Raw genomic sequence first — 25,664 nt, 5'->3', positions numbered from 1 at the left:
CGCCACACCAGGTCGACCATGCCTCTTCGAACATGTCCAGACTGCGGGTTTGTTACCACCCGCGTGACCACCTGCCAGCAGTGTGGGCACCGGCCGCGTGAGCTGAACTTGCGAGCGATCGCCGCGGCCCTTGGAGCAGTAGCGCTGATCTTAGCAGCGCGTTATGCAATCGCAAACCAATGAGGCGATACGGCATGCTTAGATGCGATAACAAATAAGAAAGCGGCATGAAAGACATTCCGAAAGAGGAGGCTTTGGCACTGCTAAACCGCAGATTGATCTGTGAGGAGCCAGACCCGTGGGTGCCTGTTAAGCTGCAACCTGGCACGACCCAGTTGCGGGCCGGCCTAATTGATCAAGATGGTGCCAGCACACAACTGCAGGTTGAGCTAATGTTTCGTCGAGGCCACAAAACCGGGCTTCTGACATATAAATTCACCGTATTCAGGACGCAACTTTACGGGCATGACCGTGTCTACCAGCTTCATGTGGTTCAATCCAAGATGAAGATCAAGGATGCTCATGCTTTGCCGCATGAACATATTGGCGCGTCACGAGAACCAGGCGATGCAAGTTGGGCTACTTGGGGTTATGATGACATTCTTAAGCATTTTTGCCATCGAACAAATATTGAGTTTGCGCCCAACCCCAATCATCCTGAAGATTTTAAATTGAAAGGGAACAGATGATCTGTACATCTTTCTCTGACGTGATTGGATTCACGTGCCATCCGCTCTCAGAAGATGGAAATGTTGCGATGGTTGAGACACCATTCTCATTCCCTGATGGGGATGCTATTCCTATTTTCATTGAACGCATTTCGAATCAAATTCGCTTCTTTGACGACGGCGGCCTGATTCTCCACCTGCTTGGCCGTGGCATATCTCTAGACGACCATAGAAAAACTCGCTTCATAAAAAATTTAGCAGAACCACATGGCGTAAAGCTAAACGATCTCGGTGAGCTTGAAATTTGGTCTGATAAGCATACTGCCCCTACGGCTTTCGCGAATTACCTCTCAACCATGCTAGCGCTTTCTAGCTGGGAGGCAGGCCAAGAAGGCGTGTCCACTGATACTTCGTTTTTTCTTGACGAAGTTGCATTTTATTTGCGAGCCTGGAAAGCGAATGCGGAGCTTACCGATGGCTTTGAATATAAGGGCGTCTCTGGTCAGTTATACAAACTCGATTTTCAATTCGATGGCAAAGCAGTCCTCGCAATTGGAAGTCATCCAACTTCAATAAATGCTGCCGCACGAAAACTGTTGGATATCAGGGCGTCGAGCGACAATAACGGCTTGAAGATTCTAATCATCATGGACGACAGGGCCGATGCTGAATCCGCAGCGCGAGAAGGACTTGTTTTTGATAGCCTCGGCAATGTAATGATGATGACTCGATTAGCAGAAAATGCAAAGACGCCCTATCAGCCAAAGCATTAAATCTTGGCCCGCAATATGCGGGCTTTTTTATGTCCATGGCGCAGACTTGCGCGGTCGATAGCGGCGGGCCTGGCGCAGCACGAAGCCTGGTACGGGCGATCGTCTCTCGCCCGACGGACTCATCGCCAGCTGCAGCTGGCTACCCACCTGCTGTTCGGCGGCCGGCGCCGGCGGCACGCCTTCTACTCCATCCAGACCGCGCTGTGCCTTCTCGGCCGTCGACGATCGCGCCCGGCCGATTTTCTCCTGCAGCTGGTCCAGCATGGTCTGCGTAATCTCGTCGGCGCCGTGCCTGTGCGCCCAGCCCTTCACTAGCGGGTACTGGACTCCGAATACTTCCGCCTCGATGCGGGTCAGTGCCTTCACGGCGCCGCGTCGTTCGAGGTAGACCGCGAGGGTCAGTTTTTCGGGCATTTTCGGGCCTTTTTTTCTACGCACCCTCTATAGGTACTGTTGAGGTTCTTGTCCTTGGCTGATCAACCAGGTGTTCTAGGGTTATCGGTTTTGTTTTATCCCAGCAGAGCCTCGGTTCCAGAGCGTAACCCTCCCTAGAGGCCGACGAAAAACGTCGACTTCCGTGTCGGGCTACTGCATCCCTTGCTTTCGCACTTCGGACACTTTCGCTTGTTCGCAGACTTCCCAGGCCTTTCGACCTGATCCCCCGGCGCGCTCTACGATCCACCCACGCGTTGCCCCATCCGGACGTCCTTGGCACTTCAGCCTGGGCGTCGGCGGTTTCCCCTCCCTGCCCCAGACCTGCAACCAGCCGAACTCGGCCAATGCGCCAATTGTACCTAAATATTTAGGCATACCTCAATCTTTTTGTTGACTTCTTTTTTAGGCATGCCTAACATGGAGTCATATGAAGCGAACTCAGCCGGAGCCAGCGATGACGCAGACAAGCAAGCCCAGCCACCAGCAGGTGCGCGATTGGATGCAGCTGCGCCAGGTGCTCCGCACACCCCCGCCACCGCCCGAACAGGTGCGCCGGGGGCTGGGTTGGGTGCTGATTCAGGCAGAGCAGGAATTGATACGAAGGATGAAGCGATGAGCACGATGAACGACACCGAAATTGAACCGCAAGACTGGAGCCGCGCTGACCGCATCGTCGCCGGCTTGATGCTGACCGCTGCGCTGGGCTTTCTGGCCGGCGCTGTAGCCACCCTGTGGATTTGACCATGACGAACTGGACCCAGGAATACATGAAGGACGCCATCCGCGACGAGATCGCTCTGGCCGTCGTCCACCCGAAGTGGAATCGGCGGTACACGGCGCCGGCGTCGCCAACGCTGGAGACGGACCTGTGCCCACCGGCGCGCCGCGGCGGAAACCTGCTCAGCGCCGGCGGCCAGCGCCTGGCGTTCTCGACGCAGCCGAAGGCGCCGCCGCGCTGGCGCCGGAACTGGAAGGCGGCCGGCGAGCTGTCGACTGAGTTGGGCCTGAGCGTGCGTCACGACCAGGAGGAAGGAACGGTCTCGGCTGGCACCGGCAGCCGCCGCCGCGACATCACCGAGTCCTATGCCGACCACCCGACGAAGGACGCCGCCACCTGGACCGCGATTGTCCGGGCTGCGATTCAAGTTTGCACCGAGGCTCGCGAGAGCCACTGACCACCAACTAGGGAGAACACCATGCGCTTTCGAATCACGGTCCGCGATGAGAACGACCGCCCTGAGACCTACACCGCCATCGGCGATCGCGCCGCGCTGGAAGCGGCAGCCTACGACGCCGGCGCCATGGGCGTGACTGTGGTGGTGCTGCCATGAGCGAGCGCCAGATCTCCGCCCGCGTGGCCTCGTACGCGATCCGCTGCCTGACCGCTATCGGCCTGGTTCTCGCGATCCTCTACACCCAGGCATTCGCGCAGTAAGCGCGCCGACAACGAAAACGAAGGACGAAACGAATGTTCAAGAATCTCCAGGTGTACCGCCTCCCAGCCCCATGGGCCGTCACCGCCGACCATCTGGCAGCCGCACTGGCGCCGCACGCATTCACGCCGGCGTCGAGCAACGAGCTGCTGCGCCAAGGTTGGGAGCCTCCGCGCGAGGGCGGCGGCCTGGTGCACGCAGTGGCCGGCCAGTTCCTGCTGCAGCTGAAAACCGAGAAGAAGGTGATGCCGGCCGCCGCGGTCAACGCCGTTGCCAAGGCCAAGGTCGACGAACTCGAAGAACAGCAGGGATTCAGGCCGGGTAAGAAGGCCATAAAGGAGCTGAAGGAGCGCGCCGCCGACGAGATGCTGCCGCGCGCCTTCACGGTGCCGAGCGTGACGCGTGTGTGGATCGACCCGCATAACGGCTGGCTGGTGGTTGACGCCGGCGCTCCATCGAAAGCCGACGACGTGATCAAGCTGCTGCTGAAGGCCGTCGACCGCATGCCGCTCGAATCGCTGCGCGTACAGCGCTCGCCGGTGGCCATGATGACCGCCTGGCTGGAAGCCGACCAGGCGCCGCACAACTTCACGATCGACCAGGACACCGAGCTGCGCGCCACCGGCGCCGGGCAGGCGAAGGTGCGCTACATGAAGCACTCCCTCGACCCGGCTGACGTCGGCCGCCACATCGCCGCCGGCAAGCAGTGCACTCGCCTTGCCATGACCTGGAACAGCCGGATCTCGTTCGTCCTGACCGAATCCCTGGCGATCAAGAGCGTGCGCGCGCTGGACATCCTGAAGGAAGGCCAGGCCTACCCCGCTAACGACGTCGAGCGCTTCGACAACGACTTCACCCTGATGACCGGCGAGCTGGCCAAGCTGCTGGCCGACTTGGTCGAAGCCCTGGGCGGCGAGGCCAAGGCATGACGGCCCGGCGCAAGGGCCGCGGCTGGAGCGGCGCCGGCATGACGCGGCTCGAGCGCCAGCTCGGCGGCAACACGGCGCAGGACCGCAAGGACATCGCCGCCGCGGCGGCGGTGTATCGCGGCAAGCGGTACTACCAGGACTTGGACGGCGCCACCGGCGCAGCACCGGCGCCGAAGAGCGCGGAATCCGACCAGAACAAATAACCCATCAACCACCAGGCGAGAGAACATGGACACCACGAACAGCAGCGAGAACCCCCAGCGGCGCGTCGAAGACCGCAAACCGAACGAGACCATCAACTGGGAAGCGCCGGGCGCGCCGGCGGTACCGCTGTCGGCGGCGGCGAACGAACGCGGGAACCTGCCGATCCGCTACGTGGCGTCCCTGCAGGTGAATTCCGGAGGCGCATCGGTGTTCACGACGCCCGACGCCGCGCGCCTGCCGCATGGCCATTACATGCTCAGCGTCGGCACCGCCCCGGCTTCCAGCGGTTGGTATGGCGACTTGTGCGCAGAGCCGGAATCCGAGCAGCTAAAGCAGGGGCGTGCGAGCATCGCCAACTACCGAGGCGAATTGCACACCACTCGCACCGAGGGAAGCGCAGCGCCGGCGCCGACCGGCACCGACGAATTCATGGTCTACGGCCGCGCAGGGAATCGCCGCGCCGACCTGGAGGCCAAGCTGCGCGATGCCCTGGCCGCCGGCATGCCCGGCCCTGCCGCTACCTCGGGCGATGCCCCGGACCTGCAACAGCTTAAGGCGCTGGCACTGGCGGCAACGCCGGGACCGTGGAAAGCAGAGCACTGGAACTGCCACGCTGAGACCACGGTAATGCGCGCAGAGTACGTAACTGTGATTGCCGAAACCACGGGCTTTGGTCGGGACTCTGGCGAGTGCATCCCGGACGCGGCCTACATCGCCGCTGCCAACCCTGCCGTTGTTCTCGGCCTGATCGCCCGCATCGAGCGTCTGAACACGGCCTTCGAACTGGCGCGCGCCAACTATGAGCAGGTCGTGGCGAAAAACGCCGAACTCAATGCCCGCATCGAGAGCGCCGCCGCTCCTGCTACCGCATCGGGCGATGAGCTGCCGCCGCTGACCATGAGCGTGTACGGCACGCGCACGAACCTGGAACTCGAACGCCAGCGCCGCGCAGACATCGCCGCCCGCGCCGCAGTATCTGCCGCCACCAAGCCGACCGCCGACTGCGAGCACTGCGGTACGCGCCGGCCTCTGCACCTGCTGACCTGCCCGGTAGCAGTAAAGGGCATGGCCGAAGGGAGGAAGAAGGAAGCACCCGAGCCGCTACGCCAGTTGCTGATTGACCTGTCGAACAACACCTACTTCTGCGGCCTGCACCTGAGCGATGACGCGAAATACGCGGCCTACTTGGCGGCGGCGGAAAAGGCAGAGCAAAGCCTGATCGAACTCTTTGAGCGCGCTACGACTCCTGAGGCACCTGCCCTGCACGACATCCATCACGCGATCATGGCGATGGAATGCAAGGCAACTTGGTCTCAGTTTGCCAACTCCACCGACTTCGCAAAGCACAAGGGCGGCTATCACGAAGCCAAGCTCGACGCCGCCGAGCTGGTTCAATCCCTTCTCGCCACCAAGCCAGCAGCAGTGCCGGCAGTGCCGGAAGGCTGGAAGCTGGTGCCGGTCGTACCAACGCATGAGATGGTACGCGCTGCATGCGATGCGATGAGTGTTAGTCAAGGTCTTCGCCTGGCCATTAAAGCGGCTCCTGCTATCCCCATTCCAGCAACCCAACAGTTCGGTCAGTCGCATGTATTGCCGCCCACGCGCGGCGCCGAAAGTCAGCAAGACGCGAATAGCGCAGCTGACGATCAGTGGATTTTCGATCTCGCGGCCAAGCATGAATTGCGCAGCAAGGAGTTGTTCGGCCCGATCACGTTTAGCAGCACGGCCATTATTGATTTCGTTCGTGATGTCGGCGAGGAGTTAGCCAGCCGGTGCCGCGCGCAGGGCGGCAATACGAACGACACCAACAGCGGAAATTCTGCCGCCTCCACTACTGGAGCGGCACAGACTGCCGAACAGGTGCGGAACGATGCCTTGGAGGAAGCGGCCAGCGTGTACATGGTCGGCGCCGTGGCCGCGCGCGAAATCCGTAAGCTCAAGCGCCCCACCCCTACCCATAGCTCGGAGGCAGGCGATGCCAGCTGATGAATTCTATCTGCAGGACAGCCGCAGCTACGTCGGTAACGACATGCTGTTCTGGGCCAAGGACGGCAAGGGCTACACGACGGACATGCGCCTGGCGCACGTCTACACCAAGGAGCAGGCCGTCGCAAAGCACCGCAGCCGCGAGACGGACATCCCTTGGCCCAAGGCTTACATCGACGCCCGCACGCGCCCGGCAGTGGACATGCAGTACGTGAAGCGCGCCGAGGCGCTGGCCGGGACCGGGATCGAGCTGACCAAGCCGCGCCCGAAACGCCCCGATACCGTCAACTGCGCAGGCTGCGGCCGCTTCATCGGCGGCACCGAACGATACCTGGGCGACTGCTCCAACTGCGGCACCGACAACAGACCATAGGACTGACCATGAACGCCACCCTCACGAACGACCAGATCACCGCAGGCGCAGCCGTACTGTGCCCGTATTGCGGAAAAGCCGAGGGCATGCATGACCATGCGTTCCCTCACCCGCGCAGCGCCCCATCCCCGCAGATAGCAGAGGTGGCGGAACTGCCGCCGCTGCCAGAGCAACCCCGCACTATGATGGGAAGGGATATTGGCTACAGCGCGAACGATATGCACGAGTACGCCGCCGACGCTATCGCCGCATCCCGCCGTGCCGAGCTAACTTACACCGTCGATGGTGTCGTCATGTCGCCGTTGGAATATATTGACTACCTGCATGACAAGATCGCCACCCCTGCACCTGCCAGCGCAGGGCAAGCCGCCCCGGCATCCCTACCCGATGTGGCGATGCCCGCCCACCTGCGCGAGTTCGTGCAGGCGCTCGTCAACTGGTCTATCACGGAGCATGAGGACGAGGATTGCTGCCAAGGGTGCAGCGGCCTCGCGGTCTGGAATGAGGCCAGAGAGGCTTGGGACGTTAATCACCGGCCAGAGTGCATCGTGCCTCGCGCCGAGGCCATTCTCGCCGCCCAGCCTGCCGAGGGCGCAGGGCAAGCCTCTTTGGACAAAGAGCGACAAAGAGACTCCACAGAGGCCGCAAAGAGCGCAGGCGAGCAATGACCCGCCTCGGCCTCGCCCTGTGGCTGCTGGCGGTGGCCGCCCTGATTGCCGCCGCCACGCACGTCCCGCCACCTCGCCAGTGCCCACCCGAGTGCGCCGACTGCGGCCACTCCTGGGGGCCGAGCAATAAGCCGTGGTGCACACCGAAGAATATGAAAGGAATGAAATGAGCGATGTGATGCTTTTTGGCGTGCTCCGCATGCCGTACGAAATGGCGATGGGAAACGAGCTGTCGCGGCGCCAGTTCTGGCAGCGCGCGCAAGAGGCCACTGACCGCCTCGAAGCCGCCGAGCGCACCCCAGCAAATCCAGCACCGGCCAGCACCGGGCGGGTAAAAATCCCGGTAACTGCCGACGAAGCGGCGGGAATGGCACTGGTCGGCATGGCGTGGCTGAAAGAGCACGCGCCGGAACGTCTTGTTCAGCCTATCGCCGCCCGCGAGCTGGACGTAGAGGCCGAGCGCCGGGAGCCGCCAACGCTGCCGCGCTACCTGCTAGACATGATCGGTGAATACGGCATGGCGCGCACCGACAGCGTGGGCCAGCTTGAGGTGCAGCACCGCTGGGAAACCCTGATCGGCGGCATCAAACGGTACGCCTCTGACTTCGCCAGCACAGCGCAGGGCACCCAGGCCGATAGCGCGCCAGTGAGCACCGAGCAGGCCGGGGATGCGCGAGAGCAGGTGCAGCATGTGACTTGGATGGTGGGGCGGCGCGTCGGTCGCACGCATGCCCTGGCCCAGCAGATCATCGACAACCTGAGCGATGAGGCCAAGGCGCGCACCAGCTACGGCAACATCCGCGACGTGCTCGACACCGTGCACAAGATGAGCCGCGCCCCATCCTCTAATAATTCGCCGGTAGGCGCAGACAGCGGGAAAGATCAATGAAGCGCCGAGAGGAGCAGCGCAGCTCCTTCGATCGCCGCGTCACCGTCGACCGCCGGCTGGGCGCCTGGATGGCCTGGCTGCGGGAGTGGTTCAACCAGCGCCGCAGTGAGCGCCGGGGCGGATACGGGCGGCGCCAGCGCGCCGCTGCAGCAGACAGTTGTGAAACGCCGCAAGGCAAACAGAATTGAGAGGACTAGTATGGAACAGGCACTTTATAAAGTAACAAGCGCAATGAAGAAGCTCGACGTTTGCCGCGCGACGATCTACCGGCTACTCAACCGCGGCCAGCTGGAAGCTGTGAAGATCGGCAGCACCACCCGCATCACCGCCGCCAGCATCGAGCGCCTGATCACGAGCAGCGGGAAGAGGTGACAGCTTGTCAGCAGTCGCTAGATGTCGCACTCTGTCTCATCATTAATTTGTAGCTAGCTTTGTAGTTATGCCAAAACCTAGCTACACATAAAGCTGCCAAACCCGCATGAATGCTAGACATTAAGGCAGACATGAAGATTATCACCTGGAATATCCAAGCGGCCCGCACGCCCGACGGCGGCGCCGACCTCGACCGCGTCGTGTCCACGCTCACCCGTTTTTCCCACTTCGACGTGCTGTGCCTGCAAGAAGTAGCCAGCGGTTACGAATCGCGCGACGGCAGGCCGCTCGGCGACCAGTTCGCCGGCCTGGCCCTGCGCCTGCCGGGCTACAACCTGGCCTGCTGCACCGCGCTCGACACCCTCGCGCCCGACGGCGGTCGGCGCCGCCTCGGCACCATGATCTTTTCCCGCTACCGGATAGTGCAGGTACTGCGCCATTCGCTGCCCTGGCCGGCCGATCCCGAGGTGATGAGCATGCCGCGCAGCGCGCTGGAAGTCACGCTGTACACGCCGGCCGGGCTGCTGCGCGTGCTGTCGGTGCAGCTGGAATATTTTTCGCTGATCCAGCGCATGGCCCAGGTCGAGCGCCTGCGCAAGCTGCACCGCGAAGCCGTGCAGCAGGCTCGCGTGCTGCGCCCCGGTGGGCCGGAACACGGCGCCTTCGAGGCCCTGCCGCGCGCGGCGGGCGCGGTGCTGCTGGGCGACTTCAGCATGCTGCCCGATTCGCCCGAATACGCGCGCCTGCTGGCGCCCTTCCCGGATGGCACGCCGCCCCTGCGCGACGCCTGGCATGTATCCCAGCCGGGCCGGCGCCATGCGCCCACGGTCGGCCTGCACGACGACCATCCCGACGCCGGCGCGCCCTTCGCTCTTGACTTCGCTTTCGTCAGCGCCGGGCTCGCCGAGCGGGTCGGGCGCATGCGCGTGGATGCGGCGGAAACCGGGTCGGACCACCAGGCGCTGCTGCTGGAGCTGAGCTGAGTCGAACTGAGCTGAACCGCATGCGGCCGCGCCCACGGTTAGAATGTTCCTTTTGGCGGCGAACCGGACGTTTGCCGTGCGTTTTGCAAGGACATCACTTGAACTGGGATTATCCGCACCCCTTTACGTTGCCCCTGGCGCCGCGCGTCGAGGATATCGACGGGCTGAACCACACCAACAATGCCGTCTACGTGCGCTGGTGCGAACAGGTCGGCTGGGCCCACTCCGAGTCGCTCGGCCTCTCGCTCGACGATTACCGGCGCCTCGACCGCGCGATGGCGATCCGGCGCGGCGAATACGAGTACATCCTGCCGACGCTGCTGGGCGAGGAACTCACGCTGGCCACCTGGCTGGTCGGCGGCGACGGCAAGCTGTCGATGGAACGCCGCTTCCAGCTGGTGCGCAACAGCGACGGCGCCACCGTGCTGCGCGGGCGCTGGGAACTGGTGTGCATCGACATCAGCGGCGGCCGCCCGCGGCGCATGCCGCCGGCTTTCCTGGAGGCCTACATGCCGCAGGTGGTCGGCGCCAGCGGCGGCAGTTAAGAGCCTGTCTCAGTAGGCTCCAAGGCAATGCACGAGCGCGCGCCATCGACCTTGCGCGCGCTCAAAGGCAAACTTGAGCAATCCGCGCCGGGCAGCGGGGGGGACGGGCGACACTTTGCGGGTGTCTGCCTCGACAAGGAACGCCATGTCTTCCCCTTTTTCCTCCAGCGCCCGCCGCCCCGCGAACCGCCCCGCCAATCCCTTCGTTGCGGTGCTCTGCTGCGCGCTGCTGCTCGTGCAGGGTGGCTGCCGCTGGCGCGAGGGCTCGTCCGAGCAGCTGGTGATACCCGAGGTCGTGCGCACCAACCTGTACGTGGCGCCCGGCGGCTCGGACGCGAACCCCGGCACCGAGAACGAACCCTTCCGCACCATCGGCCGCGCGGCCCAGGTGGTCACGCCCGGCACCACGGTCTACGTCGCGCCGGGCCAGTACACCGGGGGCTTTCGCACCAACGTCAACGGCAGCGCCGAGGCGCGCATCATCTTCCAGTCGATCGAGCGCTGGGGCGCGAAAATCGTCCCGCCACTCGACTCGCGCACCACCAGCGCCTGGGACAACCGCGGCAGCCATGTCGACATCGTCGGCTTCGAGATCGACGGCACCCAGTACCAAAGCGGCAGCAAGTGGCTGAGCGGCATCTATAACGGCGGCTCCTACAACAGCATCCGCCACAACCACGTACACCACGTCGGCCTCGACGTCCCCTGCGAAAGCGCGGGCGGCGCCGGCATCGGCGTGGACAGCTACTACCGCGGCACCAAATCCGAAGTCATCGGCAACAATGTGCACGACATCGGCCCGCTCGACTGCCGCTTCCACCACGGCATCTACATCAGCACCGAAGGCCGGGTGCGCAACAACCTGATCTACCGGGTGGCCGGCGCCGGCATCCATTTGTGGCACGACGCCAACCGGGTCGACGTGACCGGCAACACCATTTCCACCTCGGGCACCGGGATCGTGGTTGGCGGCGGCGACTACTACCACTCGAAGGGGCCGAACGACTTTACCCAAGTGGCCAACAACATCGTGTTCGACAACAGGCACGGCATCATCGAACAGGGCGATACGGGCGAAAACAATATCTATGTGAACAACCTGGTGTTCCAGAACGCGGCGGCCGACTGGAAGTTGCCCGAGGGGCGGCGCCATGTCGGCACGGTGGCCGCCGAACCGGCCTTTGTCGAGTACAGCCGTACCGGCACACCGGATTTCCGCCTGAGCGCCCGCTCGCCGGCCATTGGCAAGGGCGTGGGCGGCGACAAGCCGGAACGGGATTTCCAGGGCAAGCCGCGCAACAAGGAGACCGGTTTCGATATCGGCGCATACCAGCATTGAGAGCCACGGCGGATTCCGGCAGCTCGTCCGGCAAATAATGCATCTCGTCTCAAAAACGTCGCTCCTGGGAGATGCCCTATCTAGAATGGCTGCATTCAAACAAACCGGGACACCGCCATGCGCCGACTCATCATTGCCGCCACCCTCACTTCGCTCGCCTTTGCCTCCCTTGCCCATGCCGAGGACCAGCAGCGTTCTGCGCCGGCCTTTACCTCGATCTACGTGAAAGGTGCGATCAACGTTACCGTCGACCGCAATGCGGCCCAGACCCTCACCGTGCGCGGCGACGGCAAGTTCATCGACAACCTGGTCAGCGAAGTCGTGGGCGGCGAGCTGCGCCTGAGCATGCGCGACGACCGCATGAAGACCACCACCCGCGGCGACGAGCGCGTGATCGTCGGCATGCCTGCGCTGCGCGCCTTTGCCGCCGAAGGCGCCGGCGAGATCCGCCTGAACGACGTGCGCGGAGAACGCTTCGACATCAACTACCGTGGCGCCGGCAGCCTGCGCGCGAGCGGCGAGGTCAAGACCTTCAGCATGAAGGCCGAGGGCGTGGGCGAGGTCGATGCCAGGGCCCTGCTCGCCGACAACGTCGACGTCAACTTCCGCGGCGTGGGCGACGTGCGCGTCCATGCCCGCAAGCGGCTCGATGCGAAAGTCCAGGGCATCGGCAGCCTCACCTATTACGGCAAGCCGCCGGTCGTGAACAAGTCGGCTTCAGGGCTGGGCAGCGTCGACGCCGGCAACTGAGCGAGCGCCACCAATACCCGGCAGCCGGCCCCGCCGGCGCACAGCGCGGCGCGCCGCGCCCTTACAGGATTTCCTGCACCTTGTCGAAAGGCCGGCACAGCCGTACGCCCTTGGGCGTGACCACGAACGGGCGTTCGATCAGGACCGGATGCGTCAGCATGGCGTCCAGCAGCGTCTCGTCGGACACGCCCGGCGCATCGAGTCCGAGTTCGGTGAACAGGCTTTCCTTGCTGCGCAGCGCCTGGCGCGGCGACAGGCCGGCTGCCGCCAGCATGGCTTGCAGTTCGGCGCGCGAAGGCGGCGTGGCCAGGTACTCGACGATGCGCGGTTCGTGGCCGGCGTCGCGGATGGCGGCCAGGGTATTGCGCGAAGTGCCGCAGCGCGGATTGTGGTAAATCGTGATATCCATAAGCTTAACGCTTGCCGGAATGGCAGCTTGAAGTAGTCATATGAGCGGCCGCATGATACCGCGTGCGCCTTGCAACAGCACATTTCTTTTTTCTTGTCACCCCTGTTCTCGCCATATAGAATCCACCCTCGGTTTTCCGGGAGGGAAGTAATTCTTGCGGGAACAGCAATCAGAAAACGGCCGGCTCGCGCACGGCACGACGGAGAAAACATGATCGACCACCTGCTGCGCCCCGCAGACCTGCCTACCTGGCGCCAACGCAGCGCCCTGCGCCTGCTCAATCTGTTCGGCTGGAAGCTGCGCCACAAGCCCCTGCCCGGACCGCACGGCATCGTCGTCGTTTATCCGCATACCTCGAACTGGGACTTCCCCATCGGCCTGCTCGGCAAGTGGGCGATGGACCTGAATTTCCGCTGGCTGGCCAAGGACTCGCTGTTCAAGGGGCCGATGGGTCCGCTCATGCGCTACTGGGGCGGCATTGCCGTCGACCGCCGTGCGCCGATGGGCGCCACCCGTTCGCTGGCGCAGAACATGCTACGTGAAAAATGGTGCTGGGTCGCCATCACGCCGGAGGGCACGCGCGACTACCGTCCGCACTGGAAGAGCGGCTTCTATCACCTGGCCGCCGCCGCCGATGTGCCGCTGCTGCTGGTCTACATGGATTACCGCACCAAGGTCCTGAGCGTGGTCGATACCGTGCGCCTGAGCGGCGACCAGGATGCCGACATGGCGGCGATTGCCGCCATCTACGAAGGCAAGCAGGCGCTGCATCCGGAACTGGCCGCGCCGATCAAGCTGGCGCCGCCGCACAACGGCCCCGACCGCAGGAAGAGCGCCTAAACTTTCAAGTAGCGAGCGCGCCCTTGCGTTCGCGCACGAACAGGGTCTTGTAGTAGATCGCCGTGGCGCGCCAGGCGCCGTCCGGCGTGGCGCAGTACTCCGGCAACTCGCCGATCTTCGTATAGCCGAGCCGCGCATACAGCGCCTCGGCATGCGATCCCGCCTCGGTATCGAGAAACAGCAGGCCGCGCTTCAGCGCCAGCGCCTGCACCTCGGCAGCCTCCATCAGCGCCGTTGCCGCCCCACCGCGGCGCGCGCCGCTGTGCACCAGCAGCTTCTGCACTTCCGCCCGGTTCAGCCCATTCGGTTTCTGGCACAGGTCGAGCTGGACCGTCCCGACCAGCACATGGTCGCGCCAGGCCACCAGCAGCACCCGCGTTCCCTCAGCCACCGCCTCGCGCACGCCGGCCCAGTAGGCAGCGGCCGCCGCCTCGTCGATCGACGCCATGAAGCCGACCGATGCGCCGTGCGCGACCGCATCGAGCAAGAGCGCACGCAATGGCGCCGCATGCGCTGCCGCGCCGGCGGCGTCGAGCATTCGAATCTGCATCATCCACATCCTCCTTAGTCGAATGGAAGAGCGTGCAGGATTCGTGCCTGCTTGTCGAGGGCGCCGGTCAGGAGTGCGCGCCCCATTCTGGTGCATTTGGCTGGCGCCTGCACTAGAAGCGGACCCCGGCGGCGAGCGCGACCACATCGCGGTCGGCCACCGGGTTGTAGTCGCCGCCCCAGGTCGGGGCCCAGGCCAGTTCCAGCAGGTAGCGCTGGCGGTATTCGAAGCGCAGCGCCGCGGTGGCGGTCTTGCGGCCCTCGTTGAGCAGGAAGTCGCCCGACCAGCCCTTGACGTCGTGCGCCAGCGCCAGGCTGGCGTTGCAGGCCAGGCCGGACAGCGAGGTCGGCAACAGGTTCGGCAGGCGCGCGTCGACGCGCAGGCGGTAGCCCCAGGCGTTGGTGCTGGCATAGCCGCGCAGGCTGCACTGGCGCGCCGCGTTTCCGGTGGTGACGTTGCAGGCGCCGTTCACCGGCCCCACCCCGAAGATATCGGCGCGGCCATAGCGGCGCACGGCCTGGTCGGGCAAGCCGGAAGCGTGCTTGCCGACCACCTCGGCCGTGGCCGCCAGCGCCACCGGCCCGGCCTGCCATTCGCGCTGCACGCCCAGCTGCAGCTGCGACATCGGATGCAGGTCGTAGCCGTGGTAGACGCCGCCCGGGGGCACGGCGTCGGCGTCGGCGCGCAGCAGGGCCGGCACCGTGGCGTTCAGGAAAGGCGGCAGCACATCGCCCGGGGCCAGCATGAAGGGCTGGCGCGGCCGGTATGAGGCTTCGCCGTACACGTTGGCCTTGCCGCGCTTGTGCTGGAAGGTGAGCGCGGTGATCGCCAGGTCCTGCGGGTACTCGGAAAAATAGGCCATGTTGCGCCCGTCCGGGTCGCCCGGGACCAGGGCCGGGCCGCCCGGCCGGGCGCTGCGGCGCAGGCTGGGCAAGGCGGTGCGCGCGTTGTAGCGCGCGTGGTACAGGCCGAAGTCGGTGGCCAGCGCCGCCGACTTCCAGCCCAGCGCGACGCCGTATTCCGGGCCGTTCACCACGGGCGTGGGCAGGCGCTTCTGGTAGGCGCCGAGCGGGATGCGGGCGCGGTCGTTCACCGGGGGCGGCCCCGACATCACCAGGTCGCAGCCCGGCGCCAGGTAATCGTTGGTGGACCACAGGCTGCCGCACAAGTCGAGCGCCGTCGGCTGGTGGCGGGTCTGATAATAGGCTTCGACGCCAAGGGCCGGCGTCAGCTCGACGCGCCCCAGCAGCATCGGCGCCGGCGCCCGCATTTCCTGGGGAATGGCGCCGGCCCTGCGCGTGGCCGGCAAGTCCCTGGGATTCAGGGCTTCGAGTCCGCCCGGCGTGATCGAGCGCTCGCCCCAGTTCAGGGACTGGCGCCCCAGACGCGCGCTGTAGCGCATGGCGCCGGCCTGGCCCGCATACTGCAGCCAGGCGTCGCCCAGCGCCACGCCGGAAAAGCGCGCCAGGCGCGCGGCGCCGTCGTCCTCCAGCGGCGCGTGCGGCGCGTAGCCGTTGATCGAATTGCCCCAGGGGAGCTTGCGGCGCTCCAGCGCTTCGTCGCGCCAGGCCTTGACGCGCACCAGCGCCGACCAGGGGCCCTGGCGCACGTCGAGGTCGAGGGTGGCTTTCCAGGCCAGCGAGGCCAGGTCGCCACGCCCGAAGTTCATGTTGCCATCGTCGCCGTTGCCGCCGCTGCCGAAGCCCTGCAGGCCGATCGCCGCGGCGTTCACGCCGGTCAGGAGCTGGGAATCGCGCGCTTCGCTACGAGCCACCGCGCCGAACATCACACGGCCGCTGAGCTTGGCGTCGACGGCCTGCGCGGATGGGCTGGCCAGCGCCAGGCCAAGCAGCGCGGCGCCGGGCAAGGCCCTGGCGCAACGGAAATCGGGCCCCAGGCCAAGACCCAGGCCTACACCGAATCGCGTCGGCCGGCTGTCGCGCCCGGACGGGTTCCGGGCCAATGTCTGGATTGCCATGGCATGACCCGGCTCAGTCGGGAAGCCAGGCCGGCGCGAACCGTCTTTCCGTCAAGGCGGCGTTGCGAAAACGCGCCGCCAGGCTGATACAGCCAAGGGTGAAGAGACAGGTCATGGCAGCCTCCATCGTTATTATTTGTATGGAAATACTGCCATAGCATTTGAGCGCTATCAATATCAATTATGATAGGTTGTTATAGGCCAGTGCGTCCCAGGCCATGGCCGTGCTCAGGAAGACACGACCGTTTAAGGCAGGCAAGAATTCGCTGTGTTTCAGGCGGTCCATGACAGGCCCCTTGACCTCGGCCAGGTGCAGCGCCACGCCCCGGCCCTTGAGCATCGCGTTCAGTCCGGTCAGCGCGAACAGGGCCGAGGTATCGACCTCGTTCACCGCCGACAGCACCAGCACCAGGTCGCGCGTGGCCGGACGCGCCGCCAGTTCGTCCTCGATGCGCGCGTTCACCGCCTCGACGTTGCCGAAGAACAGGCCGGCATCCACCCGCAGCATCAGCAGGCCTGGGGCCGTGTCGGCCGCGTAACGGGCGATGTTGCGGAAGTGCTCGGTGCCGGGAATGCGCCCCAGCACCGCGATGTGCGGACGGCTGGCGCGCCAGATCAGCGCCCCCATCGAGAGCGCCACGCCGATCACGACGCCTGCCTCGACGCCCAGCACCAGCACGCCGCCGGCGGTGGCGACCAGCGCCGCGGCGTCGGCGCGGTCGAAGCGCCAGGCGGTGCGCAGCGTGGTCGTGTCCAGCATGCCGAGCACGGCCACGATGATGGTGGCGGCCAGGGTCGGCAGCGGCATCAGGGCCAGCCAGCCGGTCGGCGCCACCAGCGCCAGGGCCAGCAGCGCCGCCGTGATCAGGCTGGCCAGCTGGGTGTTGGCGCCGGCCGTGAAGTTCACCGCCGAGCGCGAGATGCTGCCGGTGACGGGAAAGCCGCCGCTCAGCGCGCTGCCCAGGTTGGCGGCGCCGAGGCCGATCAGCTCGCGGTTGCTGTGCAGCTTCTCGGCGCGCTTCAGGGCAAGGGCCTGGGCCCCGGACATGCTGATCAGGAACACCATGAAGCCGATCAGCAGGGCCGGCTGCAGCAGCGCCTGCCAGTGCGCATGGGACACGCCGAAAGTGAACAGCGGCAGCCCGGCCGGCACCGCGCCGGTAGTGTGCACGCCCCGCGCCTGCAGCCCGAGCAGCGGCACCAGCGCGGTGGCGCCGAGCACTACGGCCATCGGCGCGAGTTTGGCGCCGATGTCGGCGCCGGCTGGCGGCACCCCGAACCGGCGCAGCAGCAGCGCCAGGTGGCTGCGCGCGAACAGCAGCAGGATCAGGGAGCCGATGCCGAGCAGCGCGCTGGGCAGGTGGACGTGCGGCAGGCTGGCGCCGAGCAGGACCGGCAGCTGGCCGAGCGCGATCACGACCGAAGAGCCGATGGTGAAGCCGCTCATCACCGGGCGCGAGAAGAAGTTGGCGATGAAGCCGATGCGCAACAGCCCGCATAGCAGCAGCACCACGCCGGCGATCAGCGCCAGCTGGGCGGCCAGCATCGTGTACAGGGGGCTGCCGGCCGCGGCCAGCGGCGCCAGGCTCGATGCCGTCATCAGCGAGATGATCGCCATCGGCCCGACCGACTGCGTGCTGCTGGTGCCGAACAGCGCGTACAGGGCCGGCGGCACGATGCTGGCGTAGATGCCGACCACCGGCGGCAAGCCCGCCACCAGCGCGTAGGCCATGCCCTGCGGGATCATCATCATCGCCACCACGATGCCGGCGCTGATGTCGCCCGGCAGCATGGCGCGCTGGTAGTGCTTCAACCAGTGCAGCATTGTGTTTCCGTTTTTAAAATCGTGTTGTGGTCGGGTGGGCGCGCGCATTCAGGTCGAAACGGCGACCGTACGGTGGGCACCCTGTGCCCATCGTACGGTCGCCACCCGGGTGAACGCGCGGGCCGACACCGGTCACGCCGTCATTGCATCGCCAGCTCGACGCAATTGCGCCCCGCCCGCTTGGCCCTGGCCAGCGCGGCGTTCACGCGCACCGTCAGCGAGTCGGCGCTTTCCTGGTCGCCGAGCTGGGCCACGCCGAGGCTGACGGTTACCTGGTCGCAGCCGGGGATCACGGTCGAGGCGATCGCCATGCGCAGTTTCTCGGCCATCTTGAGGCCGTCGATGGCGCTGGTATGCGGCGCGATCACCTGGAAATCCTCGCCGCCCGAGCGCACCACGATGTCGCTCGAACGCACCAGCTTTTGCGCCGCTTCGGCCACCGTGCGCAGGGCGATGTCGCCCACCGGGTGGCCGTAGCGGTCGTTGACTTCCTTGAAGCGGTCGATGTCGAAGGCGATCAGCGCCAGCGGCAGGCGGTAGCGCCGGGCGCGCTTGATTTCCCCTTCCAGCAGGGTTTCGCCGTGGCGCCGATTCGCCACCCCGGTCAATGCGTCGACCGTCGAGATATGGGTCAGGCGCGCCAGCAGTTCCTCGCCCTCGCGTCCCATGTCGGCCAGGCGCAGGCCGACCGCCGCCAGCGCCGCCAGGTCTTCCAGCGCCATCAGCGCGTCCTGGCTGAAGCGGCGAGGGGCGTCGAACAGCAGGCACAGCGACCCGCGCGCGCCGCCCGGCCCGCCGGCGGGTATCGGCAAGCCGAGCACCATCGCGACGCCATGCGCGCGCAGCGCCGCAGTGAGTTCCGGCTCGCCCGACTTATCCGGCGCATCGAGAAGGGCCAGGGAATTGGTGGCGGCCGCCAGCAGGCCCGGGAAGGCATGGCGCAGCGGCGACTGCAGCAGGCGCTCGCCGCGTCCCAGCACGCGCGCCAGATTGAGTTCGCGATTCGGTTCACGGTGCACACCGTGCTGGGCCTGCAGCTGTAAATCGCCGCCCGGATGCACGCAGAACAGGGCCGCGTGCACCACGCCGGGCCAGGTGCACAGCGCCTCGCACAGGCGTTCGGCCAGCGCGGCCAGGTCTTCGCCCTCGCCCAGGGCCGCCTGCACGCGGGTGCGCAGCGCGGCCAGTTGCGCGAGTTCGGCCTCGCGCGGCGTCGGCGCCGGCGCCTGCACCGGGCCGGCGGCCAGCGCCTCGTCCAGGGCCGCCTCCAGGCTGTCCTGCGCCAGCGGCGTGATGGCGTAGGCGAGCGGGCCATGCGCCATCAGCGCCGGCAGCCAGCGCGCGTTCGAGAACGGGCACAGGACCAGCACTGGCGCGCCGGCGCGAAACGCGACCAGCTGGGTAAGGCCGGCCAGGTCGAGATCCGGATCGAAGCGTTCGAGGTCGATCACCAGCAGGTCGACCGGCCCGCGCCCCAGCACCTCGAGCGCGGCCTCGGCGCCGTCGGCCAGCGCCAGGCTGGCGAAGCGGCTGCCGGCTTCGGCCTGGAACTGCGCGCGCCGCGGTGCGGCCGGGTTGACGAACAACCCGGTACGTTGGCCTTGCGGCTCGGCCTGCTGAGGCATGTTTTTCTCCTTGTCATGCATATTCGTTACGCCATGCAACTCTACGCCGTGAATTTTGACATATTCGCATACCATCGAACAGGACGTTCGCCCTTGTGTGTGGAACCGCACCGTCGCGCTGGCCGCGTGCGGCCGATACTGGCCCGGTCAAGAACCCGTTTTTAAAGGAAGCGCAATGGCCAACCAGGACGATGTAGCAAACCACCAGAAAGCAATCCAGAACCGCCAGGACCAGCTCGACGCCAGCAAGAAGGAAGAGGACAGTGGCAAGCCGGTGCAGATCGGCGCCCAGCAGCCGGTGCCGCCGATGCCCGAGCAGCACCTGGCGAAACCCGGACTGGAAGCACAGATGGCCGTCAAGCCGCGCTTCATGGCAGAAAACTACAAGGGCAGCGGCAAGCTCGAAGGCCAGGTGGCGATCGTCACCGGCGGCGACTCCGGTATCGGCCGTTCGGTGGCCGTGCTGTTCGCGCGCGAAGGCGCCGATGTCGCCGTGCTCTACCTGAACGAACACGAAGACGCCGCCGAGACCCAGCGCTGCATCGAGGCCGAAGGCCGCCGCTGCGTCACCATCGCCGGCGACGTCAAGGACATGGAATTCTGCCAGCAGGCGGTCGACGCCGTGGTAGCCGAATGGGGCCGCCTGGACGTGCTGGTGAATAACGCCGCCTTCCAGGAACACGCCAGCAGCCTGCTCGACATCACCGAGGAGCGCTTCGACGAAACCATGCGCACGAATATCTACGGCTACTTCCACATGGCGAAGGCCGCCCTGCCCTACCTGCAGCGCGGCGCCGCCATCGTGAACACCGGTTCCGTCACCGGCCTGAAAGGCTCGAAGCAGCTGCTCGACTATTCCTCGACCAAGGGCGCGATCCACGCGTTCACCATGTCGCTGGCGGCCAACCTGCTCGATAAAGGCATCCGCGTGAACTGCGTGGCGCCGGGCCCGGTGTGGACGCCGCTGAATCCGGCCGACCAGTCGCCGGACAAGATCGTCCACTTCGGCGAAAGCACCACCTATGGCCGCGCGGCCCAGCCCGAGGAGCTCTCGCCGGCCTACGTGTTCCTGGCCTCGAACGCCTGTTCGAGCTACATCACGGGCATCGTGCTGCCGGTCACCGGCAGCGTTGGCGAATAAGGAGGGTCGTATGGCACGCAGCCTGTGGAAGGGGGCGATCAGTTTCGGGCTGGTCCACATCCCGGTCGAGATGTACCCGGCGGTCGGCAGCAAGTCGCTCGACTTGTCGATGCTCGACCGGCGCGACTTCGCCCCGATCGGCTTCAAGCGCTACAACAAGGAAACCGGCAAGGAAGTGGGCTGGGACGACATCGTCAAGGGCTACGAGTATGAAACCGGCGAGTACGTGGTGCTGTCCGACGAGGACCTGCGCCGCGCGAATCCGGAAGCGACCCAGACCATCGACATCCTGGCCTTTGTCGATGCCGAGGACGTGCCGCTGCTGTACTACGACCATCCCTACTATCTCGCCCCCGGCAAGGGCGGCGACAAGGTGTACGCGCTGCTGCGCGAAACGCTGAAGGAAGTCGGCAAGATCGGCATCGCGAATGTGGTCATCCGCGTCAAGCAGCACCTGGCGGCGCTGGTCTGCATCGGCGACACCATCGTGCTGAACACCCTGCGCTACCCGGACGAGATCCGCGATACCGACGAGCTCAAGATTCCGTCGCCGAAGGCCAAGGCGGCCGTCATCAGCGCCAAGGAACTGAAGATGGCGATGGCCCTGGTCGAAGGCATGAGCGAGGACTGGAAGCCGAACCAGTACCACGACACCTACCGCGAGGACGTGCTGGCCCTGGTCAAGAAAAAGATCAAGGCCAAGCAGACCAAGACCATCACCATGCCCGACCCGGACGAGAAACCGGCGAAGACGACCAACGTCATCGACCTGGTGTCGCTGCTGCAGGCCAGCCTGGGCAAGAAGCCGGGCAAGGCGGTGGCCCGGGACGACGATGACGACGACGAACCGCCTCCGCCGAAGCGCGCGCGCAAGCCTCTTGATGAAGACGACGAGGACGACGCGCCGCCGCCGCGCCGCAAGACGGCAGCGGGTTCGGGCGAGCACGTGGCCGCCAGCGCCGACAAGCCGAAGCGCGCCGCCGCCAAGCCGGCCGCCAGGAAGGCTGCGCCGGCGAAAAAAGCCGTCGCCGCCAAGAAGACCAGCACCGCAGCCGCGCCGGCACGGCGCAGGAAGGCGGCTTGACGACACATGGATGCATTCATCGACTTCCTCCAGTGGCCCGCAATGGCGGTGAGTTTGTACGCCGCCTTCCTGATCGGCTCGCAACGCGCCGGGAAGCGGGTGTTCGGCTTCTGGATGTTCATCTTCAGCAATATCCTGTGGATCGTCTGGGGCGTGCACGACGGCGCCTGGGCCCTGATCGCGCTGCAGGTGGCGCTGATGGGCATGAACATCCGCGGCATCTGGAAAAACGACAAGGGTACGACCGATCACCGCCTGCAGGCCGGCGCCGGTAAATCGCCGGGCTGAACCGAGGCATTTTTCACGCGGCAATGACCGCTCACTCAAGGAGAATTACTATGCGCAAGATGATCATGATGGCGATTGCCGGCTTTATCTGGAAGAAAATCCAGACCCGTATGAACCGCCAGGGCAGCGCCCCGGTCCGCCGCTACTGAACAAGCGGCGCAACCCCGGCGCAGCCCGCGAGCGCGGGTTTTCAGCAGTGACAATCCGATAGAAATCCAGCCCATCCGTTCTGCTAGGATGGGCTTTTTGTTGATCGGACAAGCCATGCTGCCTCGCCTGCTCGCCGCCATGCTGCTCACCATCGCGCTCCCGGCCGTGCACGCCGCTACCGAGTGCGGCGTCAAGTGCATCCAATTCATCGAGCAAGCCCATGCGCACGAGGTGAAAGCCGAGTACGAGCAGGCCCTCGATGCCTTCGCAGCTGCGCACAAGGCGGCCCCCGAGGCGTCCCAGCCGCTGGCCTTCATGGCCGCGATGCTGCAGCGGGTGTCGAAACTGGCGCCATCGCCCGACCCCGGCAACAGCCGCGGGCGCGCCAGCGCCGCGGCCCGGCAGGCGTTGCAGCGCGATCCCGAGGACCCGATCGCATTCGAAGCCTTGCGCCTGCTCGACGACGATGGCCCCTCGCCGCTGCGTGAGCCGAACCCGGCCGCCGCCAAGGTGCTGCACGAGGCCGAACGCCTGTTCGCCGAACGCAGCCTGCCCGCCGCACTGAAGAAATACTAGGAAGCCATGCTGCTCGATCCGGCCGCGTCGTACGCCTGGCTGGGCGCGGGCGATTGCCATTACCTGCAGGGTGATTGGGCCGAGGCCGCGACACTGTTCCGCCGCGCGGCCGAAATCGAACCGCGCAATGCCCAGGCCTGGCGCTACCTGTCGGACGCCCTGCTCGCCCAGGGCAAGGGCAACGCTGCCGAAGATGCCATCCTGGCGGCCATCGCCGCCGATCCCGGACAGCGCACCAGTTGGGCCAAGCTGGCGCTGATGCGCCGCAGCGCCGGCATCCCGCTGCGGCCGCTGCGGCTGCAGCGCGGCGTCACGGTCACGCTCGGAACCGATGGCAAGCACGAGGCCGCCGTCGACAAGAAGCTGCTCGCACCGGACGCCGGTGGCGATTTCGCCTTCCAGCTCGCGCTTGGCCTGGCCGAGATCGAGGCGGACAAGCGCACCGGCGCCGACAAGAAGCCGCCTTTCGAGCAGACGCTGGGCGCATGGCAGGCGGCCTTTCTCATGTTTACCGAAGCCGGCGAAGCAGCGGCCAAGTCACCAGACAACGCATCGGCTAAATCACAGGCCAGATCCTTGCGCGATCCGGCCCTGCGCCAGCTCCAGGCCATGGCCAGGGACGGCCAGCTGGAGCCGGCAATCCTGATCCTGATGTTCCGCCAATCGTATCGCCCCGCGCTGGAACAATGGGTCGCCGCCAACCCAGGCGGCGTGCGCGCCTTTATCGACCGCTATGGCATCCAGCCATAGACTGAACACTATCAGAATTTATCATCTATTATGTAAAATCTATCGCTTGAATCAAATCAATCAAATTTATCTTTTACTCAGCAGTAATTAGAATCTCCTTCATCAAATGACGCAGTTTAGACAAGGAGATCGCATGAACCGCCCACGCCTGACCACCGCTTCCGGTATCCCAATCGCAGACAACCAGAATTCCCTGAGCGCCGGCTCGCGTGGGCCGCTGTTGCTGCAAGACTTCCACCTGATCGAGAAGCTGCAGCACTTCAACCGCGAGCGCATTCCCGAGCGCGTGGTCCACGCCAAGGGTTCGGGCGCGTACGGCACCTTCACGGTCACGCACGACATCAGCGCCTTCACTAAAGCGAAACTGTTCGCCGCAGTCGGCAAGCAGACCGAGACCTTCCTGCGCTTCTCGACCGTCGGTGGCGAAAAGGGCAGCGCCGACACCGAGCGCGATCCGCGCGGCTTCGCCCTGCGCTTCTATACCGAGGAAGGCAACTGGGACCTGGTGGGCAACAACACGCCGGTGTTCTTCCTGAAGGACCCGATCAAGTTCCCCGACTTCATCCACACCCAGAAGCGCCAGCCCGACAGCAACCTGAAGTCGGCCAACATGATGTTCGACTTCTGGAGCCGCGCCCCGGAAAGCCTGCACCAGGTGACGATCCTGTTCTCGGATCGCGGCACGCCGGACGGCTACCGCCACATGGACGGCTTCGGCAGCCACACCTATAGCCTGATCAACGAAGACGGCCAGCGCACCTACGTGAAATGGCACTTCAAGACGCGCCAGGGCATCAGGAACCTGAGCAGTGCCGAGGCCGTGCGCATCGCCGGCAGCGACCCCGACCACGCACAGCGCGATCTGTTCGAGGCGATTGCCGCCGGCGACTATCCGCAGTGGGACGTCAAAGTGCAGCTGGCCACCCAGGAGCAGCTCGACGACTGGGAAGCGCGCACCGGCTGGAACCCGTTCGATCTCACCAAGGTGTGGCCGCATGGCGACTTCCCGCTGCGGCAGGTGGGCGTGCTGGAACTGAACCGCAACCCGCGCAACTACCACATGGAGGTCGAGCAGGCCGCCTTCTCGCCGGCCAATGTGCCGCCGGGGATGGGCTACTCGCCGGACAAGATGCTGCAGGGCCGCCTGTTCGCCTACCACGACGCCCAACTGTACCGCGTCGGCACCAACCACCAGCACCTGCCGGTGAATGCCCCGCGCTGCCCTTTCCACAACCAGCAGCGCGACGGCGCGATGGCGATCGCCGACGTCGGCGCCGCCCCGATCTACGACCCGGTCGACCCGGTCGGCAAGGGTGCGCTCGGCATGGGCCATGGCGAACATGAACTGCCGCTGTACGGCAACGCCGGCCGCTTCGACTTCCGCGGCCAGGAAGACGACACCACCCAGCCGGGCAACCTGTTCCGCCTGATGTCGGGCGAGCAGCAGCAGAACCTGTTCGACAACCTGGCCGGTCCGCTGAGCCAGGTCACCGACGACATCCTGGCACGCCAGCTGCGCCAGTTCGACGGGGCCGACCCGGCTTACGGCCGCGGCGTGCGCGCCGCCCTCAAGGCGCGCGGCCGCAACGTCGACTGACCGACAGCGGCCGATAGGCCGAAGGCGCCCTCTGCGGCGCCTTTTCTTTTCCGTTCAACGTCCTGCCAGCGGCGCAGACGTCACCGTGATCCGGGCCAGGCCCATTTCCGGCACATAGCTCATCAACATGTCGTCGCCGGCGGGACCGCGGTTGAATTCCATTGTCACCTTGTTGTCGCTGGATACGAACCTGTAGGGCGCTACGGCATACAGCCGCAGCTTCGTGTCGTGGTCGATGGTGGCGTCGATGTGGCGCGATGCGGTATGCACCTTCAGGTAGCTGCCGTTCGACAAGCCATAGGCGCCGGTAATCTGCCGGGCCTGGTCGTCGCGGATACGCATTGCGTTGACCGGCGCCCTCACCTGCACCGACGAGATCGCATCGCTGGGGACTGGCGCAGCGCCAGGTGTCTGCGCATGGACGCCTGCCGCCGCCAACAGGGATGCGCTTGCAATGAACAGTGAAACTCGCATGATGGCTCCTCCTTGGGCCGGGTGTGCTTG

31 protein-coding genes are annotated in these 25,664 nt (G+C 65.5%); 24 read left to right on the top strand and 7 right to left on the bottom strand.

From position 1 onward, the window contains the following. Nucleotides 1-227 precede the first annotated feature (227 nt). Both QWL29_RS02740 and QWL29_RS02735 read left to right on the top strand, forming a co-directional pair. A complete protein-coding gene (locus QWL29_RS02740) occupies nt 228-689 on the top strand; it encodes a hypothetical protein (RefSeq protein ID WP_305821347.1) in 462 nt (153 codons plus the stop codon). A gap of 68 nt (nt 690-757) precedes the next feature. Continuing rightward, a complete protein-coding gene (locus QWL29_RS02735; RefSeq protein WP_305821346.1) occupies nt 758-1,441 on the top strand; it encodes a DUF1828 domain-containing protein in 684 nt (227 codons plus the stop codon). Nucleotides 1,442-1,468: 27 nt separating this feature from the next. On the opposite strand, the gene QWL29_RS02730 is transcribed toward QWL29_RS02735, so the two are convergent. Beyond that, the gene (locus QWL29_RS02730; RefSeq protein WP_305821345.1) at nt 1,469-1,855 is read right to left on the bottom strand and encodes a hypothetical protein; all 387 of its coding nucleotides are present in this window, start codon (nt 1,853-1,855) and stop codon (nt 1,469-1,471) included. Between the two features lie 633 nt (nt 1,856-2,488). Here QWL29_RS02730 and QWL29_RS02725 point away from each other — a divergent pair. The 15 genes from QWL29_RS02725 (at nt 2,489) to QWL29_RS02655 (ending at nt 12,347) form a co-directional block, all read left to right on the top strand. Next, nucleotides 2,489-2,617, top strand: a complete 129-nt coding sequence (locus QWL29_RS02725) for a hypothetical protein (protein ID WP_305821344.1) — start codon at nt 2,489-2,491, stop codon at nt 2,615-2,617. Between the two features lie 2 nt (nt 2,618-2,619). After that, nucleotides 2,620-3,051, top strand: coding sequence for a hypothetical protein (locus tag QWL29_RS02720; protein ID WP_305821343.1), 432 nt, complete (start codon nt 2,620-2,622; stop codon nt 3,049-3,051). A 21-nt stretch (nt 3,052-3,072) separates the two neighbouring features. Further along, nucleotides 3,073-3,207, top strand: coding sequence for a hypothetical protein (locus QWL29_RS02715; RefSeq protein ID WP_305821342.1), 135 nt, complete (start codon nt 3,073-3,075; stop codon nt 3,205-3,207). 137 nt (nt 3,208-3,344) lie between these two features. Next, entirely contained in the window at nt 3,345-4,238 is an 894-nt protein-coding gene (locus tag QWL29_RS02710) for a recombination-associated protein RdgC (protein ID WP_305821341.1), read from the top strand. Next, a complete protein-coding gene (locus tag QWL29_RS02705) occupies nt 4,235-4,441 on the top strand; it encodes a hypothetical protein (protein WP_305821340.1) in 207 nt (68 codons plus the stop codon). Before QWL29_RS02710 ends, QWL29_RS02705 begins: the two co-directional genes overlap by 4 nt. A 25-nt stretch (nt 4,442-4,466) precedes the next feature. Then, nucleotides 4,467-6,428, top strand: a complete 1,962-nt coding sequence (locus tag QWL29_RS02700; protein ID WP_305821339.1) for a hypothetical protein — start codon at nt 4,467-4,469, stop codon at nt 6,426-6,428. Next, a complete protein-coding gene (locus QWL29_RS02695; protein WP_305821338.1) occupies nt 6,418-6,801 on the top strand; it encodes a hypothetical protein in 384 nt (127 codons plus the stop codon). The genes QWL29_RS02700 and QWL29_RS02695 overlap by 11 nt, the downstream gene beginning before the upstream one ends. 8 nt (nt 6,802-6,809) lie before the next feature. Next, nucleotides 6,810-7,469 carry a hypothetical protein gene (locus QWL29_RS02690; RefSeq protein ID WP_305821337.1) on the top strand — a complete coding sequence of 220 codons (660 nt, stop codon included), beginning with the start codon at nt 6,810-6,812 and terminating at the stop codon, nt 7,467-7,469. A 133-nt stretch (nt 7,470-7,602) separates the two neighbouring features. Beyond that, nucleotides 7,603-8,358, top strand: coding sequence for a hypothetical protein (locus QWL29_RS02685; RefSeq protein ID WP_305821336.1), 756 nt, complete (start codon nt 7,603-7,605; stop codon nt 8,356-8,358). Then, nucleotides 8,355-8,546, top strand: a complete 192-nt coding sequence (locus QWL29_RS02680; RefSeq protein WP_305821335.1) for a hypothetical protein — start codon at nt 8,355-8,357, stop codon at nt 8,544-8,546. The genes QWL29_RS02685 and QWL29_RS02680 overlap by 4 nt, the downstream gene beginning before the upstream one ends. A 10-nt stretch (nt 8,547-8,556) precedes the next feature. Then, nucleotides 8,557-8,730: a helix-turn-helix domain-containing protein gene (locus QWL29_RS02675; protein WP_305821334.1), complete on the top strand. Its 174-nt coding sequence runs from the start codon at nt 8,557-8,559 to the stop codon at nt 8,728-8,730. Between the two features lie 131 nt (nt 8,731-8,861). Next, entirely contained in the window at nt 8,862-9,713 is an 852-nt protein-coding gene (locus tag QWL29_RS02670; RefSeq protein ID WP_305821333.1) for an endonuclease/exonuclease/phosphatase family protein, read from the top strand. Nucleotides 9,714-9,811: 98 nt separating this feature from the next. Continuing rightward, a complete protein-coding gene (locus tag QWL29_RS02665) occupies nt 9,812-10,258 on the top strand; it encodes an acyl-CoA thioesterase (protein WP_305821332.1) in 447 nt (148 codons plus the stop codon). Nucleotides 10,259-10,403: 145 nt separating this feature from the next. Continuing rightward, nucleotides 10,404-11,597 carry a right-handed parallel beta-helix repeat-containing protein gene (locus tag QWL29_RS02660; RefSeq protein ID WP_305821331.1) on the top strand — a complete coding sequence of 398 codons (1,194 nt, stop codon included), beginning with the start codon at nt 10,404-10,406 and terminating at the stop codon, nt 11,595-11,597. 117 nt (nt 11,598-11,714) lie between these two features. Further along, nucleotides 11,715-12,347 (top strand): head GIN domain-containing protein, encoded by a 633-nt coding sequence (locus QWL29_RS02655; protein ID WP_305821330.1) that lies wholly within the window; start codon nt 11,715-11,717, stop codon nt 12,345-12,347. Nucleotides 12,348-12,408: 61 nt separating this feature from the next. Here QWL29_RS02655 and arsC read toward each other — a convergent pair whose 3' ends face one another. Next, nucleotides 12,409-12,756, bottom strand: a complete 348-nt coding sequence (gene arsC / locus QWL29_RS02650; protein ID WP_308634792.1) for an arsenate reductase (glutaredoxin) — start codon at nt 12,754-12,756, stop codon at nt 12,409-12,411. A gap of 210 nt (nt 12,757-12,966) precedes the next feature. On the opposite strand from arsC, the gene QWL29_RS02645 reads away from it, so the two are divergent. Next, entirely contained in the window at nt 12,967-13,596 is a 630-nt protein-coding gene (locus QWL29_RS02645; protein ID WP_305821329.1) for a 1-acyl-sn-glycerol-3-phosphate acyltransferase, read from the top strand. Between the two features lie 4 nt (nt 13,597-13,600). On the opposite strand, the gene QWL29_RS02640 is transcribed toward QWL29_RS02645, so the two are convergent. The 4 genes from QWL29_RS02640 to QWL29_RS02625 form a co-directional block, all read right to left on the bottom strand. Further along, the gene (locus QWL29_RS02640; RefSeq protein ID WP_305821328.1) at nt 13,601-14,149 is read right to left on the bottom strand and encodes a GNAT family N-acetyltransferase; all 549 of its coding nucleotides are present in this window, start codon (nt 14,147-14,149) and stop codon (nt 13,601-13,603) included. Between the two features lie 109 nt (nt 14,150-14,258). After that, nucleotides 14,259-16,124, bottom strand: coding sequence for a DUF1302 domain-containing protein (locus QWL29_RS02635; RefSeq protein ID WP_305821327.1), 1,866 nt, complete (start codon nt 16,122-16,124; stop codon nt 14,259-14,261). A 181-nt stretch (nt 16,125-16,305) separates the two neighbouring features. Next, complete coding sequence (locus QWL29_RS02630) at nt 16,306-17,949, bottom strand: SulP family inorganic anion transporter (RefSeq protein ID WP_305821326.1); 1,644 nt, start codon at nt 17,947-17,949, stop codon at nt 16,306-16,308. A 140-nt stretch (nt 17,950-18,089) separates the two neighbouring features. Continuing rightward, nucleotides 18,090-19,574, bottom strand: a complete 1,485-nt coding sequence (locus QWL29_RS02625) for a GGDEF domain-containing protein (protein WP_305821325.1) — start codon at nt 19,572-19,574, stop codon at nt 18,090-18,092. 175 nt (nt 19,575-19,749) lie between these two features. On the opposite strand from QWL29_RS02625, the gene QWL29_RS02620 reads away from it, so the two are divergent. From QWL29_RS02620 to QWL29_RS02595, 6 genes are all read left to right on the top strand, one after another. Further along, entirely contained in the window at nt 19,750-20,715 is a 966-nt protein-coding gene (locus QWL29_RS02620) for an SDR family oxidoreductase (protein WP_305821324.1), read from the top strand. A gap of 10 nt (nt 20,716-20,725) precedes the next feature. Beyond that, nucleotides 20,726-21,799, top strand: a complete 1,074-nt coding sequence (gene ku / locus QWL29_RS02615) for a non-homologous end joining protein Ku (protein ID WP_305821323.1) — start codon at nt 20,726-20,728, stop codon at nt 21,797-21,799. A gap of 6 nt (nt 21,800-21,805) precedes the next feature. Then, nucleotides 21,806-22,087, top strand: a complete 282-nt coding sequence (locus QWL29_RS02610; protein WP_305821322.1) for a hypothetical protein — start codon at nt 21,806-21,808, stop codon at nt 22,085-22,087. 264 nt (nt 22,088-22,351) lie between these two features. After that, complete coding sequence (locus QWL29_RS02605) at nt 22,352-22,813, top strand: hypothetical protein (protein WP_305821321.1); 462 nt, start codon at nt 22,352-22,354, stop codon at nt 22,811-22,813. Between the two features lie 6 nt (nt 22,814-22,819). After that, the gene (locus tag QWL29_RS02600; protein ID WP_305821320.1) at nt 22,820-23,563 is read left to right on the top strand and encodes a tetratricopeptide repeat protein; all 744 of its coding nucleotides are present in this window, start codon (nt 22,820-22,822) and stop codon (nt 23,561-23,563) included. A 133-nt stretch (nt 23,564-23,696) separates the two neighbouring features. Continuing rightward, nucleotides 23,697-25,160 (top strand): catalase, encoded by a 1,464-nt coding sequence (locus QWL29_RS02595; RefSeq protein ID WP_305821319.1) that lies wholly within the window; start codon nt 23,697-23,699, stop codon nt 25,158-25,160. Nucleotides 25,161-25,214: 54 nt separating this feature from the next. Here the strand turns inward: QWL29_RS02595 and QWL29_RS02590 are convergent, their stop codons facing one another. After that, entirely contained in the window at nt 25,215-25,634 is a 420-nt protein-coding gene (locus QWL29_RS02590; protein ID WP_305821318.1) for a hypothetical protein, read from the bottom strand. Between the last annotated feature and the right edge of the window lie 30 nt (nt 25,635-25,664).

It is taken from the genome of Massilia brevitalea, assembly GCF_030711405.1.
GTDB classification, from domain to species: Bacteria; Pseudomonadota; Gammaproteobacteria; order Burkholderiales; family Burkholderiaceae_D; genus Telluria; species Telluria brevitalea.
The sequence above is the reverse complement of the archived record's forward strand: the minus strand, read 5'-3'. Positions and strand labels throughout refer to the sequence as shown.